General features: G+C 56.9%; 15 protein-coding genes. All 15 read right to left on the reverse strand.

The genetic code is table 11. The features are described from left to right. Positions 1–100: 100 nt before the first annotated feature. The 15 genes from fliQ to ACQQ2Q_RS05210 all read right to left on the reverse strand — a co-directional run bounded on the left by fliQ (position 101) and on the right by ACQQ2Q_RS05210 (position 14,468). Entirely contained in the window at positions 101–367 is a 267-nt protein-coding gene (gene fliQ, locus ACQQ2Q_RS05140; RefSeq protein ID WP_428185942.1) for a flagellar biosynthesis protein FliQ, read from the reverse strand. A 43-nt stretch (positions 368–410) separates the two neighbouring features. Next, positions 411–905, reverse strand: a complete 495-nt coding sequence (gene flgD / locus ACQQ2Q_RS05145; protein WP_428185943.1) for a flagellar hook assembly protein FlgD — start codon at positions 903–905, stop codon at positions 411–413. After that, positions 896–1,345 carry a flagellar biosynthesis repressor FlbT gene (gene flbT / locus ACQQ2Q_RS05150; RefSeq protein ID WP_428185944.1) on the reverse strand — a complete coding sequence of 150 codons (450 nt, stop codon included), beginning with the start codon at positions 1,343–1,345 and terminating at the stop codon, positions 896–898. Before flbT ends, flgD begins: the two co-directional genes overlap by 10 nt. Continuing rightward, complete coding sequence (flaF, locus tag ACQQ2Q_RS05155; protein WP_428185945.1) at positions 1,342–1,689, reverse strand: flagellar biosynthesis regulator FlaF; 348 nt, start codon at positions 1,687–1,689, stop codon at positions 1,342–1,344. Before flaF ends, flbT begins: the two co-directional genes overlap by 4 nt. Positions 1,690–1,726: 37 nt before the next feature. Further along, a complete protein-coding gene (locus tag ACQQ2Q_RS05160) occupies positions 1,727–2,791 on the reverse strand; it encodes a flagellar hook-associated family protein (RefSeq protein ID WP_428185946.1) in 1,065 nt (354 codons plus the stop codon). A 3-nt stretch (positions 2,792–2,794) separates the two neighbouring features. Further along, on the reverse strand, positions 2,795–4,252 hold the full coding sequence (gene flgK, locus ACQQ2Q_RS05165) for a flagellar hook-associated protein FlgK (RefSeq protein WP_428185947.1): 1,458 nt from the start codon (positions 4,250–4,252) through the stop codon (positions 2,795–2,797). Positions 4,253–4,281: 29 nt separating this feature from the next. Further along, positions 4,282–5,496, reverse strand: coding sequence for a flagellar hook protein FlgE (locus ACQQ2Q_RS05170; RefSeq protein ID WP_428185948.1), 1,215 nt, complete (start codon positions 5,494–5,496; stop codon positions 4,282–4,284). 127 nt (positions 5,497–5,623) lie between these two features. Further along, on the reverse strand, positions 5,624–6,295 hold the full coding sequence (rem, locus tag ACQQ2Q_RS05175) for a transcriptional activator Rem (RefSeq protein ID WP_428185949.1): 672 nt from the start codon (positions 6,293–6,295) through the stop codon (positions 5,624–5,626). 278 nt (positions 6,296–6,573) lie between these two features. Beyond that, the gene (locus tag ACQQ2Q_RS05180; RefSeq protein ID WP_428186486.1) at positions 6,574–7,140 is read right to left on the reverse strand and encodes a transglycosylase SLT domain-containing protein; all 567 of its coding nucleotides are present in this window, start codon (positions 7,138–7,140) and stop codon (positions 6,574–6,576) included. Beyond that, on the reverse strand, positions 7,079–8,605 hold the full coding sequence (locus tag ACQQ2Q_RS05185; protein WP_428185950.1) for a flagellar hook-length control protein FliK: 1,527 nt from the start codon (positions 8,603–8,605) through the stop codon (positions 7,079–7,081). Before ACQQ2Q_RS05185 ends, ACQQ2Q_RS05180 begins: the two co-directional genes overlap by 62 nt. Before the next feature lies 1 nt (position 8,606). After that, positions 8,607–9,884, reverse strand: a complete 1,278-nt coding sequence (motC, locus tag ACQQ2Q_RS05190; protein WP_428185951.1) for a chemotaxis protein MotC — start codon at positions 9,882–9,884, stop codon at positions 8,607–8,609. A gap of 5 nt (positions 9,885–9,889) precedes the next feature. Beyond that, positions 9,890–11,263 carry a MotB family protein gene (locus ACQQ2Q_RS05195; protein ID WP_428185952.1) on the reverse strand — a complete coding sequence of 458 codons (1,374 nt, stop codon included), beginning with the start codon at positions 11,261–11,263 and terminating at the stop codon, positions 9,890–9,892. Next, positions 11,260–11,907, reverse strand: a complete 648-nt coding sequence (locus tag ACQQ2Q_RS05200; protein ID WP_428185953.1) for a GTPase — start codon at positions 11,905–11,907, stop codon at positions 11,260–11,262. The genes ACQQ2Q_RS05195 and ACQQ2Q_RS05200 overlap by 4 nt, the downstream gene beginning before the upstream one ends. Before the next feature lie 316 nt (positions 11,908–12,223). Next, on the reverse strand, positions 12,224–13,186 hold the full coding sequence (locus ACQQ2Q_RS05205; RefSeq protein ID WP_428185954.1) for a flagellin: 963 nt from the start codon (positions 13,184–13,186) through the stop codon (positions 12,224–12,226). A gap of 316 nt (positions 13,187–13,502) precedes the next feature. Further along, on the reverse strand, positions 13,503–14,468 hold the full coding sequence (locus ACQQ2Q_RS05210; RefSeq protein WP_428185955.1) for a flagellin: 966 nt from the start codon (positions 14,466–14,468) through the stop codon (positions 13,503–13,505). Positions 14,469–14,768 lie beyond the last annotated feature (300 nt).

The raw sequence follows: 14,768 nt of genomic DNA on the forward strand, positions 1-14,768 counted from the left end.
CCTTTCCACAGTCTGCTGTAGAAGACGAAGCTTGCGCGAGGGTGGTAGAATCGAAGTTTGGCTGACGCCCGGGGCGACAGTTCAGCCGCCGGAAGCGTTGTCAGAAACCGCTTTGCACCCGGGAAAAAACCAGGTTGGCAAAAAGCGAGATCTGGGCGCCGACGAAAGGCGCGGTGATCCCGGCTGTGATGAGGATCGCGACGATTTTCGGCACAAAGGTCAGGGTCATTTCCTGAACCTGGGTCAAGGCCTGAATGAGGGCGATCGTCACGCCCACCACCATGGCGGCCAGAACCGCCGGACCGGACGCGATCAAAATCGTCCAGACGGCGGCCTGCATGATATCCAGAGCGTCTGCCTCATTCATTGCGGCGGCTCCTAAACTGGGAAACTACGAATCAGTGACGAACTCACGTGTCCGTCGTCGTATCATCAGACGTGTCGCTGTCGCCAGTGCTGTCGCTGGAATCTGCAGTGTCATCCGTGGAGGTTGCCGGCGGAGTGCCAACCGTGACGCCAACCGAGATCGGAATTTCCTCGCCATCGACCGTCGTTGCAACGATTGCATCGCTGTAGACCTTGACCGATGCGATAACACCGCTTTCAGTGCCGTCATTATTCGTGATGGTCTTGCCGACAAAGTAGGCGGCATTGGAGAGTGCCGAACCGGCAATCAGATTTTCCAGATTGGTGTTGGTCTGGATGGTCTGTTCAACCTGCGAGAATGTGGCAAGCTGCGCAACCTGTTCGCTGGCATCCATCGGATCGGTCGGATCCTGGTTCTTCATCTGCGCGATCAAGAGCTTCAAAAAGGAATCGTAATTGAGAGAGGCGGCGCTGGATGCCTCTGACGATGCCGTATTGTTGGAGACGCTCGAATAGGGGCTTACGCTGTCTACCGCCATGGTGCGATCTCCTTGCGAATTTGCTCGATCGTCGCCGGCGTCATTTCCTGATTGTTCAGGATTTCGTCCTCGATCGCATAAAGCCCACGGATAGCCTTCAGTGCGTCAAAGGCCCTGCCGGATGCAACCAGACCATCGACCCGCTTCAATTCGGCCAGAACTTCCTCATTCTCGAAGCAGTTGAGCAGCATGATCACCGATTTGCGGAACATGATCAAAGACTGTTCGCGGCCTTCGGGATTGATCAGCATCATCTGAGCGATGAAGTAGAGCTGACGCAGAGGCGTCGAGGCGTCTTCGGGCTGCAGAACGTGATTTTCCAGGAGGAAGGTCACGTCATTGAGAAATTCGAGTGCAACCTTGCGGTCAACGCGCAACACCGCCCCATTGATAAAAATTCGCTCACCGGATTTCAGCGAGATGCGCAAAGTGCTCTTCATTTCAGTCCATCCCTGATGATGGTTGTCACGTCAATAATGCCCTGGTAGTTCGTCGACTGCCGTTTTCGTATCTGATCGCATTCCTTCAAGATCCATATCGCAATGGAAATGAGATTGGCGCGCAGTTCGGAATCGAGCTGATTGTCGGGCTGCTTAAGATCTTCGATGAAGCGTATCCAAACCCGACGGGTATAGAACATGGCTTCAATTGCCTGTCGGGAGTATCCGCTCTCATCGCGGGCTGCCGTCAGCAGTTCTACCGACCGGGTCAATGCCTGCCTCTCGCGATCTTTCGCGTCAGCGACACCATCCTCCATGATCTCGGCATAGGAAAACTGATACATCTAAGCGTCCTTCATTGTCAGTCCATTCCCTTGCTCATCAAAGGAAGTTCACCAAACTCAACTGCTGTATTTTAGATGTTAATGTATAAGAAGTCTCTACCAAAGACAGAAGGTTGTTCACCTTCGTCGAAGCCTCGTAGACATCAACCTCAACCATCGAGTTGAAACTGTTTTCCATGATGTCCTGCTGGATCTCCAGCGATGCCGATGCGTCTTTCACCCGTTCCTGAGACAAGCCCAGCTGCGTACGTTCTGCATCAATACCGGACAAGGCGACATTGTTGTATCCCGTGACGGTATCGATGACGACGCCGCGCGTCTCGTCAGACAGGTTCATCGGCGCCAGCTCCAGTGCCACGACCGCCGACATCATGAACTTCTTCATGCCGTCGCTGTTCAAGGTGGCAGACGTCTGCACGACCTCGGTCTGGCTGATGCGGGTCTTCATCGTTTCATCGGTCGCGTTCGACCAGTTGGTCGACCATGACGGCTCATCGAACATCGGCTCGACCACGGTCGTCAGAAAATCATCCATGCTGGGGCTTGGCCCCGTGGCGGCAATCGTCGCCGTTGCCGGATCGGTCTGCGTAAAGCCGAAATAGGTCTGAAATGCCGTGTCGAAGCTGGCCTGAAGACCCGTTGTCGTATCCTGATAATCGACCAACGGGCGCACATCCGTATTGATACCGGCGAAGAGATATTCTCCCACCACGGCGGTGTTTGCTGCGTTGGTGAATGTGGCAAGAGCATTGCCGATTTCCTGCATGGCGGCATTCGTGGTGGTTTCGTCACCGCTGCCTTGCAGGAGCGTCAGTTGCTCCTTGATGGTCTGGTTGGATACCGACATCTGCTCCATGGCCGCCTGGGACGATTCCAGACGCTGCGTTGCGATGCCATTTGTATCGATCAGCGAGAGAAGGCGCGTGCTTTCGCGGCTGAGATCCAGCGACAGGGTGGTTCGCGAACCGAGTTCTGCGCCGATATCGGCATACTGGCCTGTCGTGACTTCTTTTTGGGTATCGATCAGCTCGTTCTGCGCCTGAAGGATCGTCAGCCTCATGGCATTTTGAACGGATAGATTGGAGATATTCGATGTCTTCATGACTTATCCCGCCACAGCTAGGAGCGATTGCAGCATTTCATCTACTGCATTGAGCAATTTTGTCGCCGCCTTGTAGGATTGCTCAACATCGAGCAGCAACGACAGTTCTTCATCCAGGCTCACGCCTGTCTTGTTGCTGTATGCCTCTTCGGCCCGCAGCAACATTGCGGTCTTGGTCTCGGCGCCATTGGACGCGCCCGAACGATATTCCTCGAGCCAGCCGACCGAGCTGGTGGAAAAACTCATAAGACTTGTATTATCGTCGATCTGCGCGGCCGCGTCGAAGATCATGTCGCCTGTCATGCCATCGAGAAAGTCGTTCAACTGATCTGTGTAGCCGGCTGCACCGCCTGTATTGTGGATGTAAGCTGCGCCATTGATGCCACCATCGCGCAGCAACATGGGATCGCCGCCCGCCGATGACTGCACTGCGGTGCTGACCGCAATGGTGCCGGCAAGTCCTGGCTCGATTGTGCCGGCTGTCAATGAGGTGCCGCCCGACCAGGTGAAGAGACCGGGCTCATCCGGATTGACCAGCGAAGGATCCGTTTCCGAAAAGATGGTGATGAGTCCGCGCGCCACTTCGTCGAGCTGACTCTGGAACACTGGCGCAATTTCATCACGAATCTGCAATTGAGCGGCAATGCTGCCCTGGGCGGACGTGTCCCCACCGACGCCGATATTCACCCTTGTGCCATCCACCATCACCGGATTGCCAGAGACACCGGCATCGTAGAAGGTCTGCGGCGTGAATGTCACCGTACGGGGAATGGTCTCGAAAAGTGTCGTGCCATCCGTTGTGTAAAGGACGACATCGCCCTTGTCGCGCGTCTGAACATTGATGCCGACGATCTGGGATATATCGCTGATCACCCCATCACGCAGGTCAAGCGCATCGCTTGGATCCCCGCCGACAGTTGTGATCGAAATGACCTTGTTATTCAGGGTTTCAAGCTGGCTGAGCAGGGCATTGAGGTCGGTGACCGAGTCGGAGATATCCTGATCGGCCTGCTCGCGCAGATCCTGAACGGCCTTTGTCGCCGTGTTGAGAGAATTGACGACATCGCCTGCGGCAGAAATCGCCGTCTGGGCCATCGCCACTTCGCCAGGCTTGGTGGCAAAGTTCTGCAGACTGTCGTAGAATTTGGAGAGATAGGTGCTCGGCGACAACTCGTATTCATTGCCGCCGAGTACGGATTTCAACTGTTCCAGTCCGTCTACCAGTGTCTGCTGGCCGCTCGATTCCGATTGAGCCATGAACATCTGTGACTGCAGAAGGCCGTTGGTTGCACGTTCCGTGGAGACCTGCGTGGAACCCGACAGGGTTCCATAGCTGACCGTTGTACGCTTAACATAGTTTGGGTCGCTCGAATTCGCGATGTTCTTCGATATAACGGCTGACTGTTCGCCAGTGTTACTGAATACATTTTTCGCAGAATTAATGGCAGATGTAAGCGTCATAGGTTCATCCTAGGAACGGTGCGTCACGGCTATCGTTTCAGATTCACGAGAGTTTCCATCAGCTCGGAACCTGTCTGAAACACCTTGGAATTGGCGGTGTAGTTTCGCTGGGCCTGAATCATGTTGGTCAGCTCCTCGGCAACGTCGACGTTGGAGTCTTCCAATGCGTTGGAGATGATGTCACCGAAACCGGAGTTGCCTGCATAACCCAGGACGACCACACCGGAATTGTTGCTCTGCTGGTAGAGGTTACCGGCAACCGGCGTCAGGTTATCCGGGCTTTGCACAGTCGCCAGAGCCACACGGAAGCGCGGCTGAAGGTCACCATTGCTGTACATGACCGACACGATGCCGGCCTCGTCAATTTCATAACCGGCAACTGTGACCGCCGCTGTGCCGTCAATGTCACCGACAACGGAGAAGTCCGCAGCAAGCTGCGTGGTACCGGTCAGGTCGATGGCTATGGACGGGAGTTCCGCACCGCCGAGAGTCGTCGACGGGATAGCCGTCGTGTTCACGGTGGACGGCGACGTGGTCAGGTTGCCGTCGACATCGAAGTCGAGCGTTGTGGCCGCCAGGACAGATACCGGCGTGCCGTTGTCGTCGTAAGACGCGGAAACGCTCCACTGGTTGTCTGCGATCTTTTCGTAAGTGAAGGTCAACAGTCGGCTATTGCCCTGTGAATCCACCGCGACCAGAGATGTCGATGTCGTGTAGCCGATCGCTTCATTGGCAGGCGCATTGACCATCAAGCTGCCGGTGCCCGAAGCTTCTGCGGCAATGGCTGCTGACGACAGGTCGATCGCCTGAAGGCCATCGAAACCGTTGACGACGATCGTCGGATCAACATTCGAGTCGTATTCATAACCCATCAGCGTGTAGCCAGCTGCATTCTGCAGCGTGCCATCATCCATTTTCACAAAGGAACCGGCGCGGGTCATGTATTCGCGACCATCACCGCCCTGGACGATGAAGAAGCCATTGCCGTTGATCGCAAGGTCGGTGTCGGAATTGGTATAGCTGAACGTGCCCTGGTCCGAGATGGAGTAGCGCACAACCGTGTTGACGCCACCGGAGTTATAGGTGCCGCCAGCGCTTGGCAGAATCATGGATGAAAACTGCGTGCTGGCCTTTTTATAGCCAACGGTGCTGGAGTTCGCGATGTTGTCGCCGACCGTGCCAAGCAGGTTTGCCTGGGCGTTCATTCCGGACACACCGGTACGCATAGTTCCATAAAGGCTCATTGGATGTCCTCGCTACTGAAGTCATGGAAAGAATAGGAGATGGGCCTTGCGTGAAGCTGTCTGTCGGGCGGGAATTCCGAATTCGATCCGGAAATCGTTCCCGCCCAAGGCCCGGGTCATCGACTGGTTATTCCCAGTCGATGCAGTAGCCGAGGAAACGCTTGGAATCGATGGGATCGAAACCGAGTTTCTTGCGCAGTTTCTTGCGCAGCTTGGAGATGTGGCTTTCAACCACGTTCTCTTCAACTTCCTCGTCGAAGAGGCCGTAGATCGCATTGAAGATCTGCGACTTGGAAACACGACGACCGCGGTTGGAGACCAAATATTCCAGAATGCGGCGCTCGCGGCGCGGCAACGGGAAGACTTCGCCCGACAGCTCGGGATCGCGTCCGTCGGAGTAAACCCGGATCGGGCCGACTTCCGTAAAGTTGGTGATGGCCTTCAGCCGACGACGTATCGCCGCAGCGCGTGCCAGAATCTCCCGCGGATGAACCGGCTTGCGCACGACATCATCAACGCCAGAATCGAACAATGCGAGAGTAGCCTCCAGGGAGGGCTGATCGCTGACCGCAATAACCGGAGCCTGTGTCCGATCGCGAATCGCGCGAGGTAGATCAATCGTCCGCTCACCCTGCCCCAGCAGGAAAGCTTCGACGGCCGCGATATCAGTATCGGCCGCCGTGTTTACCCATTCCCCAAACTCAGCCGGGTCGAACCCGGTCGAAGGAATGCCTTCACGTCCAAACAGGGAAGTATACCCATTTTTAACGAGCTCGCGCTCATCAACCACTACGATCATTCGTCCGCCTCCGAATCAGTGTGGTGCCTCGATTTGATAGGAGTACGAATCGAGCGAATCAGCGACAACTGTAGAAAGTTAATGGTGGGTATTAATAATTGCTTAAGATTTCGGTGGTGATTTGATCAACATCTAGTAGCCCATCTGTATTTTGCCACTATTTTTCAGTGCGTAAATTAACAGATGGTTAACAAGAGACTTGCCAGACATATTTCGTCCTAATTCTCGCCTCATTGTCGAAATGTGCGTGGTCACGCGCAACCTACAACCTGCAATTGCTATTCACCGCAAAATTTTCGCGCTGGCGGAGTCCAGTTTCCGTAGCCGGTTGCGACCAAATTGCTGATCACCCTGCATACATAGCGCTTCTGAGCGGGGTCGTTATCCGGTCCGGCGTGGTATCTTGCTACCGCCATGGTCCATGTCTCGTGGCGCTTGTGCAGCTGATTGAGAAACTTTGCGGCATATTCGACGTTGGCACGAGGCTCAAACATGGCAGAAACGGATGCGAAATTCTCGCCATGATAGTGCTGATTGATCTGCATGCAACCGACATCGATAAGCTTGGCGCCCTTGTGTTTCGCATTGTCGAAGACCCGCAAGGCCTCATCGCGTGAGGCCATGAAGACCGCGCGTCCGTCGATATTCATGGCGAAAGGCTGAAGGGAACCCTTGCGGCCAGTCTCGGTGAGACCGACAGAGTAGAGTATCCCTTCGGGGATGCCGTATTTCGCCGCAGCTGCCTGAATTTCGCGTTCGCAAGCGCCCGTGGAGGCTTGCGCGTCAGATATAGACGTGATCAGGGCGAGCGCCGCCAGCGTTGCCAGAAGCAGTCGTGGCAGCATTGGTGTCATCGCTCGTCATCCCAGTTCTGTTGGTTACATCCACGTCACCGGACGTGCGCTGTTCGCCCGACTGGCCACCGCCAGCAAAGCTCGACTGATTGTTGCCGCCCTGCGCAGACGCCTGCTGGCCTGCTTGCTGCTGGGCATTGTTCTGGCCGCTATCGGCGGCGCTGCGATCCGGCGTGCTGGCCATCGTGATCTGCACGTTGTCGACAGCGAAACCATGGGAGCGAAGCGCCTTCATGAGCTCGCCTTGATCGTCGTTCAGGCTCTTCATGGCTGCACTGTTTTCGACCGTCAGATGGATGGTCAGCGCCTCGCCGGAGAGCCTGAGTGTGGCCGTGACCTGACCGAGATCGATCGGATGCAGCTGAATCTTGAGGGTATTGACCACATTGCCGGTGCTGGACTGGCTTGCCGCATTGGCGAGCTCCGAGCCCGGCTGCATGGCGCTCGACCAATCCGGATTACCGGTGAGAGCGCCGGTGACATTGGCGAGATTGGAGGTGGAGGCCGGTGCAAGATAGCGTCTGGCGTCGACCACGGTAATATTCTGAGTGCCCTCACTGCCCGCCTGGGCTGCCTCGGCACGCGCACGGCCATCAGCGCCGGCGCCAATCGACAGGATCAGCGGCTGACCCTTGCCGTCGGCGCGCGCAAAGCGGAAATTACGTCCGCCAGTGTCTGCCGTATCCGCTGTCGTGTCGTCGGCGGACAAGGACGCCGTATCCGCATCCACAGAGACTTGCCGGCCTTCACCGGACTTTGCCGTGACGGCGTCAACCTTCTGGTCGCTATTGTCACTGCCGCGCATGGCGTGGCGGGCAGCCTGGCTGCCCTGGGCGCCGGCGGCCGCGGCCACCTCTGCGCCTCCTGCCAAAAGGCTGAGCACATCTTCCAGGCCGTTTGCATTTTCGTCGTCGGTTTCGCCCGCCTTCTTGTCGCGGGTGCCGGACTTGTTGGTACCTTCAGCCGCGGCTGTGGCAGCGCCGTCTTGCGTCAACAGTGTGTCATAGGCGTTCTTCGTGCCGCTTGCAGCGCTGCGCTGCTTGCCATCGGCCTTGCTGTTTTCCTGCGCGACCGCGTCGTCGCCATTGCCTGCGAGCTGTTCGGCTTCGCCGCTTGCCGAAGCCTTGGCTTGGCGCGTATTGCTGAAACTCGCGTGACCGCGAATGTCTATGATCGGCTTGTTCGACGTTCCACGACCCGAGTTGCCGAGTTCGTCAGTTTCGCCCTCGGCCGCCTGGTCAAGATTGCCATTGCCGCCTGCACCGTTGTCGTTACCGGGCTTGGCCAGGGAGCTGTTCTCATCGCTTGCAGACGACGACTTCTGGCTCTTGCTGCCGGCGTCGGACAGGGCGTTGGAAAAGCCGCCTGCGTCCTCGCTCCGGTCGCTTCTGCTACCGGACGCGCGCCCGGCCGCATCAGAACTTTGAACTCTCGCTGGAATGCCAGGATCAATCATCTTAGTTGCCTTCTTCTGCGAGCAAGCTATCGATCTCATCGAGCTTGGAACGCCCTTTGGTCACAAATGTCTTGAATTCGGGATCAACATTCGGAGCTTCGATATCCGGTGCCTTTGCAGCAACTGCCTGCGGTGCAGCAAGCGTTGGATCCTGCAATGGCGCTTCCCCCTCAGCGACCACCTCCTCCGATGACAATGGTCTATCACCATCGGCTTGTGTGAGGCTTTCTGGAACGGGCGGGCGCAACACTTCTCGCGCCACCATTTCGGCGGCGCTGCGCAAGGCGCGGTCCGACGGTGTCAACATGGAATCCGGGATCGCGCTGATGGACTTGATGACATCGCCCACTTCGGCGGTGGAAATGTCGGCAACGCCACCGTAGAGCTTGGCAAGGGCCGCCAGATTGTCGTTCGCCTCGCCGGAGATCGACGACGCCTTTTCGGCGGCCAGCCCTGCCAGCTCCGTATTGCCATCAATTGCGGCCTTGCGCGCAATGCGCAAATAGACTTCGCGCTGACGATCGGCATCCATGAAGCCGAGGGTGGCCAGGATATCGCTCTCGCTCAGTTCTTCATAATGATCCGCCGCGAGCTGAACGAAGAGATCGGCGAACTGGCTTGCATAGGGCGAGTGCAGGAAGCGACGGGCATAACGCTGGGAGTATCCCAGTGCCTTGTCGACCATGTTGGCTTCGACTGCGACGGCAAGCGAACGTCGCAGTGCCGCCTCCTCGATAATGGTGCCAGGCGCCGTCAGACGCGCCCAGTCATAAAACTCCAGCGCCTTGGCGGGCTCGGTCGTGACAGTCACATTTCCCGCGACCAGCGCCAGGTAGGGACCCATGCGGCTGTTCTTGTACTCGACCGCGATATCGGCCAGCGTCTTGGCAATCAACGCGCCCTTGCCGCTGAGATATTTGCGTAATGCATCACTTACGCGGCTATCGAAATTGCCGTTGATGTCGTGGGCGGTCAGATATTCCAGAGTGGCCGGGTTTCCGCCGCTCATGGCATAAATCAGGGCCGCATCGACATTGCGGACCTCGTCGAATGCGGACGGGTCCGAATCGCGCAGCCGCTTGTCGATCGTACCCAGCATGAAACGCTGCATGTCCGTTGCCGAATGGTCGCCAACGACGACCGAATCCTGAACGAACTGCAATGACCGCAGCATCTTGTAGGGTTCAAGCGTATCCATATCGACCGCGAGCGCCTGCTGGGCTGCAAAGAACCCAATGGCGGCGGTGGCAGTCAGAACCTTTAGCCTGGCAAATGCCATAAGACCTATCCCCGATCGGCGCTCGACGGCTGATCAGACTCGATCAGGATTTCGATACGACGGTTGGCGTCCGCCAATGGATCATCGGGCACCTGCAAGCGACGATCGGCAAAGCCGGAAACCTGCGCAATGCGGTTCTCCTGCAACCCGCCCCGGACCAGCATGTAATAGGCCGCATGGGCGCGATCCATGGAGAGCGTCCAGTTGTCCTTGTCGCCGCCCTTGAACGGTCGTCCGTCGGTGTGACCACGAATGATGATCCGGCCAGGGCGATCAGACAAAATCTTGCCGATTTTTTCCATGGCCAGGACCATTTCCCGGCCTGGAACAGCCGAACCGACGTTGAACATCGGACTGTCGGACTGATCGGAAAGGGTGACCAGAACACCGCCCTCGGCCGGCGTGACGATCAGGCCCTCGGAGAGTTTGCCGGGAATACCGGAAATTTCCTTCTCGATCCGGCTCTTCAAATCGTCGGCGACTTTGGCAAGGGGCGCTGCATCGGTGTTGTCGGCATCTTCGGTCTTGGCGGCGACATCGACATTGTTGCCGACATCCGGATCGACCATGGCGACTTCTTGCGGCTGATCCTCGGCTGGCGGCTGCTGTTCGCTTGCCTGCAACTCGGCTGCCTGTGTCTCAGCTGCTGGCTTTTCCTGTGGGACGATCTGCAACTGATCCGGCTTGGGCAGCGTCGGCTGCTGTGCAATGGCGGTCAACGGATCGGGATTCTCGGTCGCATCTGCCGGCGCTCCCGCAGGGGGCACATCGGCGCGCTTGGGACCTGGCTGGCCCTCGACATTCTGTACCTGCTGGGTCCAGAAATCGGGATCGAAGGGATCGCGATAGGCTTCGCCGCCATCGGCACCGGTCGACGGACCGGAATCCGCTGCGCCACCTTCGCCCTTGGCGCTGACATTGGCCTGCTGGCCCACTTCCTGGGCTATCTCCGCCAGAACGGAATACGGATTTTCGAAGAAGTCGGCTTCGGAATAATTGGGCTGGTCGCCGGAGGTGGCTGTCTGGTCGTCACCGGTGGCTGCGGCGGAACCAATGGTCTCGTTGTCACCCTTTTGCTTGGAACGTTCGCTCGTTTCCTGACCGTCGTCGGCCTCGACCGGCTTTTCCAATCCCTTTTCAGCCGGCTTTTCTTCCGAAAGCTGGATCGGGTTGAAATAGCTGGCGACAGAGGCCTTGGTCTCTTCATTTGCGGCGTTGACGAGCCACATCACGAGGAAGAACGCCATCATGGCCGTCATGAAGTCGGCATAGGCAATCTTCCAGGCGCCACCATGGGCGCCATCGTGATCGCCACCGCCGTGGCGCTTGATGATCAGGATTTCGGTCTTGCCGTGATGGTGATTTTCGCTGTCGCTCATCTTGTCACCTTCTCAAGGCTGTCGGCCCAGGCCGATATACGGGTGACAATAACCCCCTCGCCCATTTCCGCCGACAGATCGAGGTCATCGACCTCGATATGGCGCAGGATCTCTTCAGCGTCGGGAAGCGCATCTTTCAGCCGTTCGAAAAGGTTGGCGGGACCGCGCACCACGATGGTTCCGGCATGGCCCGCGAGGATTTCCACCTCGATCAATCTGGCAAGTTCGGCGACGGCATTTTCAGCCACCTGCGCGGAAAACAGCGGTGCAAGCGCGACTGCAACCTGTTCGCTGACAGACAGTGCAATGTCTGCTGTTATCTTCTTCAATCCGTCGGCTAGCGTCTCGGCCATTGCCTTGGCGTGACGCGCCTCCAACTCGGCGATACGCTCATTCTGGATGCGTTCCATTTCGGCGATGGCCGCGGAGTGGATTTCTGTCAATTCGGTCGTGGCGGCTTCATGACCCTCGGCATAGGCTTCACGGCGCTCGCGATCGATGTCGACAGGTTCCGGCTCTTCGAGCATCGGAAAGGCATCGTCCAGATCGGTGTCGCCGAACGAAAGATCGCCATCGCCAAAGCTTACAGGCGCGGTTTCCGGAACGGAAAAATCCTTCAAATAGCGCGCCAGATTCGTGTTCATAATTGCCAATCCCTGATCTCAACGGGCATGTCGGCACCGGCTTCATACCGGACTATCGAATTGTTTTTATACAATTTCTTCAAGCGACGTGCCTTCATTTGAACCCTGTTCCGCATGTCGTGGTGACAAGTGCCATCGATGATCATGCGGAAATCGTGCAGTCTTCCACTGCGGACGGTAGGGGTTAAAACTTGTGCGAGGATGAATGCGCTGGACCGCGCCAGGGCAGTTGCGCGGTCCAGCTTTCCCACCTTATGCCGATGACCGGCGGCACGGCAGAATAGTTTAACTCGATACCGGCCTTTCGAGAGGCCGGTTACTTGAACAGCGTCAAGATGTTTTCGGCGTTGGTATTGGCGATCGAGAGCGACTGGATGCCGAGCTGCTGCTGGGTCTGCAGAGCCTTAAGCCTTGTCGATTCCTCATTCATGTCGGCGTCGACAAGACGTCCGACACCCTTGTCGATCACGTCCATCAACGTTGCCACGAAGGAATCCTGCAACTCGATGCGCTTGGTGATCGCACCCAGTGTCGAGGCCGAGTCGGTCAACACCTGAAGGATCTCTTCGACCGCACTGATCATGCCGTCGAGTTCGTCATCGGTGGTCGCGGAGGTCAACGCGACTTCTGCACCTGCAGCCGTTGTGCTGGAGTCCGCATCGATCAGGAAGTAGGTCATTTGCGTGGTCGTGCCGGCGACATCGACATCGACGATGAAGTCCTTGGTCAGCACGCCGCGGCTGGCATCATCGATATCCACCAGCACGGATTCGGCAGTATCGAAGGCAAGCGTGGTGACAGAAACCGAACCATCGGCGGAGCGGTTGAAGGAGGCGACAATTTCCTTGGTACCGGGGGCGGCGGTGGATGTATTGTAGAGCCAGTTTTCACCCGAGAACGACGCGGATTCCGAAATGGACTCAAGCTGAGCCTTGAGCTCGGCGAGTTCCTTGTTGATTTTCTCCTTGTCGACACCCGGTTCACGGGCAGCCACAAGCTTGGATTTGATTTCGGTCACAACCTCAACGGCCGATTCGAGACCCGTATAGGCCGTATCGGTCTTTGCGGCACCGAGACCCAATGCATCCTGCACGGTGGAGAGAGCGGAATTGTCCGACCGCATGGTCGTGGCGATGGACCAATAAGCCGCGTTATCGGCGGCTGTGCCGACGCGATAGCCCGAGGACACGCGTGCCTGGGTTTCCTGCATATTGGCGTCGATAGAACGAAGTGTTTGAAGCGCCGCCATTGCGGCGGTGTTGGTCATGATGCTGGTCATTAGTTGCCCCATGCAGTTTGCGGGACATGCCGGATTTCAAAAATTACCGACAACGAGGGAGTGCATCATGCTTATCGACCTGTTTTGCCCTGGGTCGACCCGACGTTTGTTAACGAATGGTTACTGATCATATGGTTAACAAAAGGTTAACGCAACCGGGAAGTTGGGGCAACTTCCTAATAATTCGTTAATTTTCTTAGGTTTTTTCACCTGAAAATCGTGCAGACGGACGGGCAGAACGCAGAAAACCGCACCCCGGATAGCGGGGTGCGGCCTGATTGATGAAAGTGATGACGCGTGATTCGCGCCCTTACTTTTAGTTCTGGAAGAGCGACAGAATGTTTTGCGAGCTGGTGTTGGCAATCGAAAGCGCCTGAATGCCGAGCTGTTGCTGGGTCTGCAAGGCTTTGAGGCGGGTCGATTCCTCGTTCATGTCGGCATCGACCAGACGCCCGACGCCGGTTTCGATCACGTCCATCAGATCGACGGTAAATTCATCCTGCATTTCGATGCGCATCTTGGTTGCACCGAGGGTCGAGGCGGCATCGGTCATATCTTCGAGCATCGCATCGACCGCGCTCAACATGCCTTCGACCTGTTCGTCCGTCGTGGCAATGGTGAGGGTGACCTCGGTGCCCGATGTTCCCGTGCCGCCGGCATCGATCAGGAAGTAAGTGAGCGTTGTCGGGGTCGTCGTTCCGTTGTCGACTGAGGCGACATAATCCTTGGTGAGCAGACCTTGCGTCGCATCGACCGTATCGATCAGTACCGAACTTGCAGCGTTGAACTGAAGAACCTCGACCGAGATGGTTCCATCTTCGGCACGAACGAAGGAGCCAACCATTTCCTTGGTTCCCAGGGGAACTGTCGATTCATTGTAGAGCCAGTTTTCACCGGTAAAGGATGCGGATTGGGAGACCGAAGCAAGCTGCGACTTGAGCTCCTCCAGTTCCTTGTTGATTTTCGTCTTGTCCACACCCGGCTCGCGGGCGGCGACCAGCTTCGCCTTGATTTCACTGACGACGTCAACGGCGGCTTCCATGCCCGTATAGGCCGTGTCTGCCTTTGCAGCGCCAAGGCCAAGAGCGTCCTTGACGGCCGAAAGAGCCTTGTTGTCAGACCGCATGGTGGTCGCGATGGACCAGTAAGCCGCATTATCCGATGCTGTTTCAACACGGTAGCCGGAGGAGACGCGGCTCTGTGTCGTATCAAGGCTTGAGCTGATCGAGCGCAGGGTATCGAGCGCAGCAATCGCTGCAGTATTCGTCATCAAGCTTGTCATTAAACTGCCCCTTTTGACAGAAGTGTAGGAAGGGACATACCGGGTTGAGTGTACCGGCAACGATAGTGAGCGTCATGCCAGCCAGGGTCTCTTTGTTTGCCCCGGCCTATCGCTTGGCTGAGCACAGAAGACACCATTATGGTTAACGAAACCTAAATGGCTGGAAGGCTTCGTTAATTAAAGTTCAGAAAGTGCAAACGACGGTCTTGTTTCGTTAAGGTTTGCCTTGAGAAACAGATGTCGAACGTGGCGGATTTTGGGTGAACCGCCGCCGACAGGATTGGGAAAGCCCAACACATC

It is taken from the genome of Agrobacterium sp. ES01 (assembly GCF_050320885.1).
In the GTDB taxonomy this organism is placed as follows: Bacteria; Pseudomonadota; Alphaproteobacteria; order Rhizobiales; family Rhizobiaceae; genus Allorhizobium.

What these genes read in the sequence shown, in the direction of transcription:
- fliQ (WP_428185942.1), bottom strand. Translation starts at nt 367, where the DNA reads ATGAATGAGGCAGACGCTCTGGATATCATGCAGGCCGCCGTCTGGACG.
- flgD (WP_428185943.1), bottom strand. Translation starts at nt 905, where the DNA reads ATGGCGGTAGACAGCGTAAGCCCCTATTCGAGCGTCTCCAACAATACG.
- flbT (WP_428185944.1), bottom strand. Translation starts at nt 1,345, where the DNA reads ATGAAGAGCACTTTGCGCATCTCGCTGAAATCCGGTGAGCGAATTTTT.
- flaF (WP_428185945.1), bottom strand. Translation starts at nt 1,689, where the DNA reads ATGTATCAGTTTTCCTATGCCGAGATCATGGAGGATGGTGTCGCTGAC.
- ACQQ2Q_RS05160 (WP_428185946.1), bottom strand. Translation starts at nt 2,791, where the DNA reads ATGAAGACATCGAATATCTCCAATCTATCCGTTCAAAATGCCATGAGG.
- flgK (WP_428185947.1), bottom strand. Translation starts at nt 4,252, where the DNA reads ATGACGCTTACATCTGCCATTAATTCTGCGAAAAATGTATTCAGTAAC.
- ACQQ2Q_RS05170 (WP_428185948.1), bottom strand. Translation starts at nt 5,496, where the DNA reads ATGAGCCTTTATGGAACTATGCGTACCGGTGTGTCCGGAATGAACGCC.
- rem (WP_428185949.1), bottom strand. Translation starts at nt 6,295, where the DNA reads ATGATCGTAGTGGTTGATGAGCGCGAGCTCGTTAAAAATGGGTATACT.
- ACQQ2Q_RS05180 (WP_428186486.1), bottom strand. Translation starts at nt 7,140, where the DNA reads ATGCTGCCACGACTGCTTCTGGCAACGCTGGCGGCGCTCGCCCTGATC.
- ACQQ2Q_RS05185 (WP_428185950.1), bottom strand. Translation starts at nt 8,605, where the DNA reads ATGATTGATCCTGGCATTCCAGCGAGAGTTCAAAGTTCTGATGCGGCC.
- motC (WP_428185951.1), bottom strand. Translation starts at nt 9,884, where the DNA reads ATGGCATTTGCCAGGCTAAAGGTTCTGACTGCCACCGCCGCCATTGGG.
- ACQQ2Q_RS05195 (WP_428185952.1), bottom strand. Translation starts at nt 11,263, where the DNA reads ATGAGCGACAGCGAAAATCACCATCACGGCAAGACCGAAATCCTGATC.
- ACQQ2Q_RS05200 (WP_428185953.1), bottom strand. Translation starts at nt 11,907, where the DNA reads ATGAACACGAATCTGGCGCGCTATTTGAAGGATTTTTCCGTTCCGGAA.
- ACQQ2Q_RS05205 (WP_428185954.1), bottom strand. Translation starts at nt 13,186, where the DNA reads ATGACCAGCATCATGACCAACACCGCCGCAATGGCGGCGCTTCAAACA.
- ACQQ2Q_RS05210 (WP_428185955.1), bottom strand. Translation starts at nt 14,468, where the DNA reads ATGACAAGCTTGATGACGAATACTGCAGCGATTGCTGCGCTCGATACC.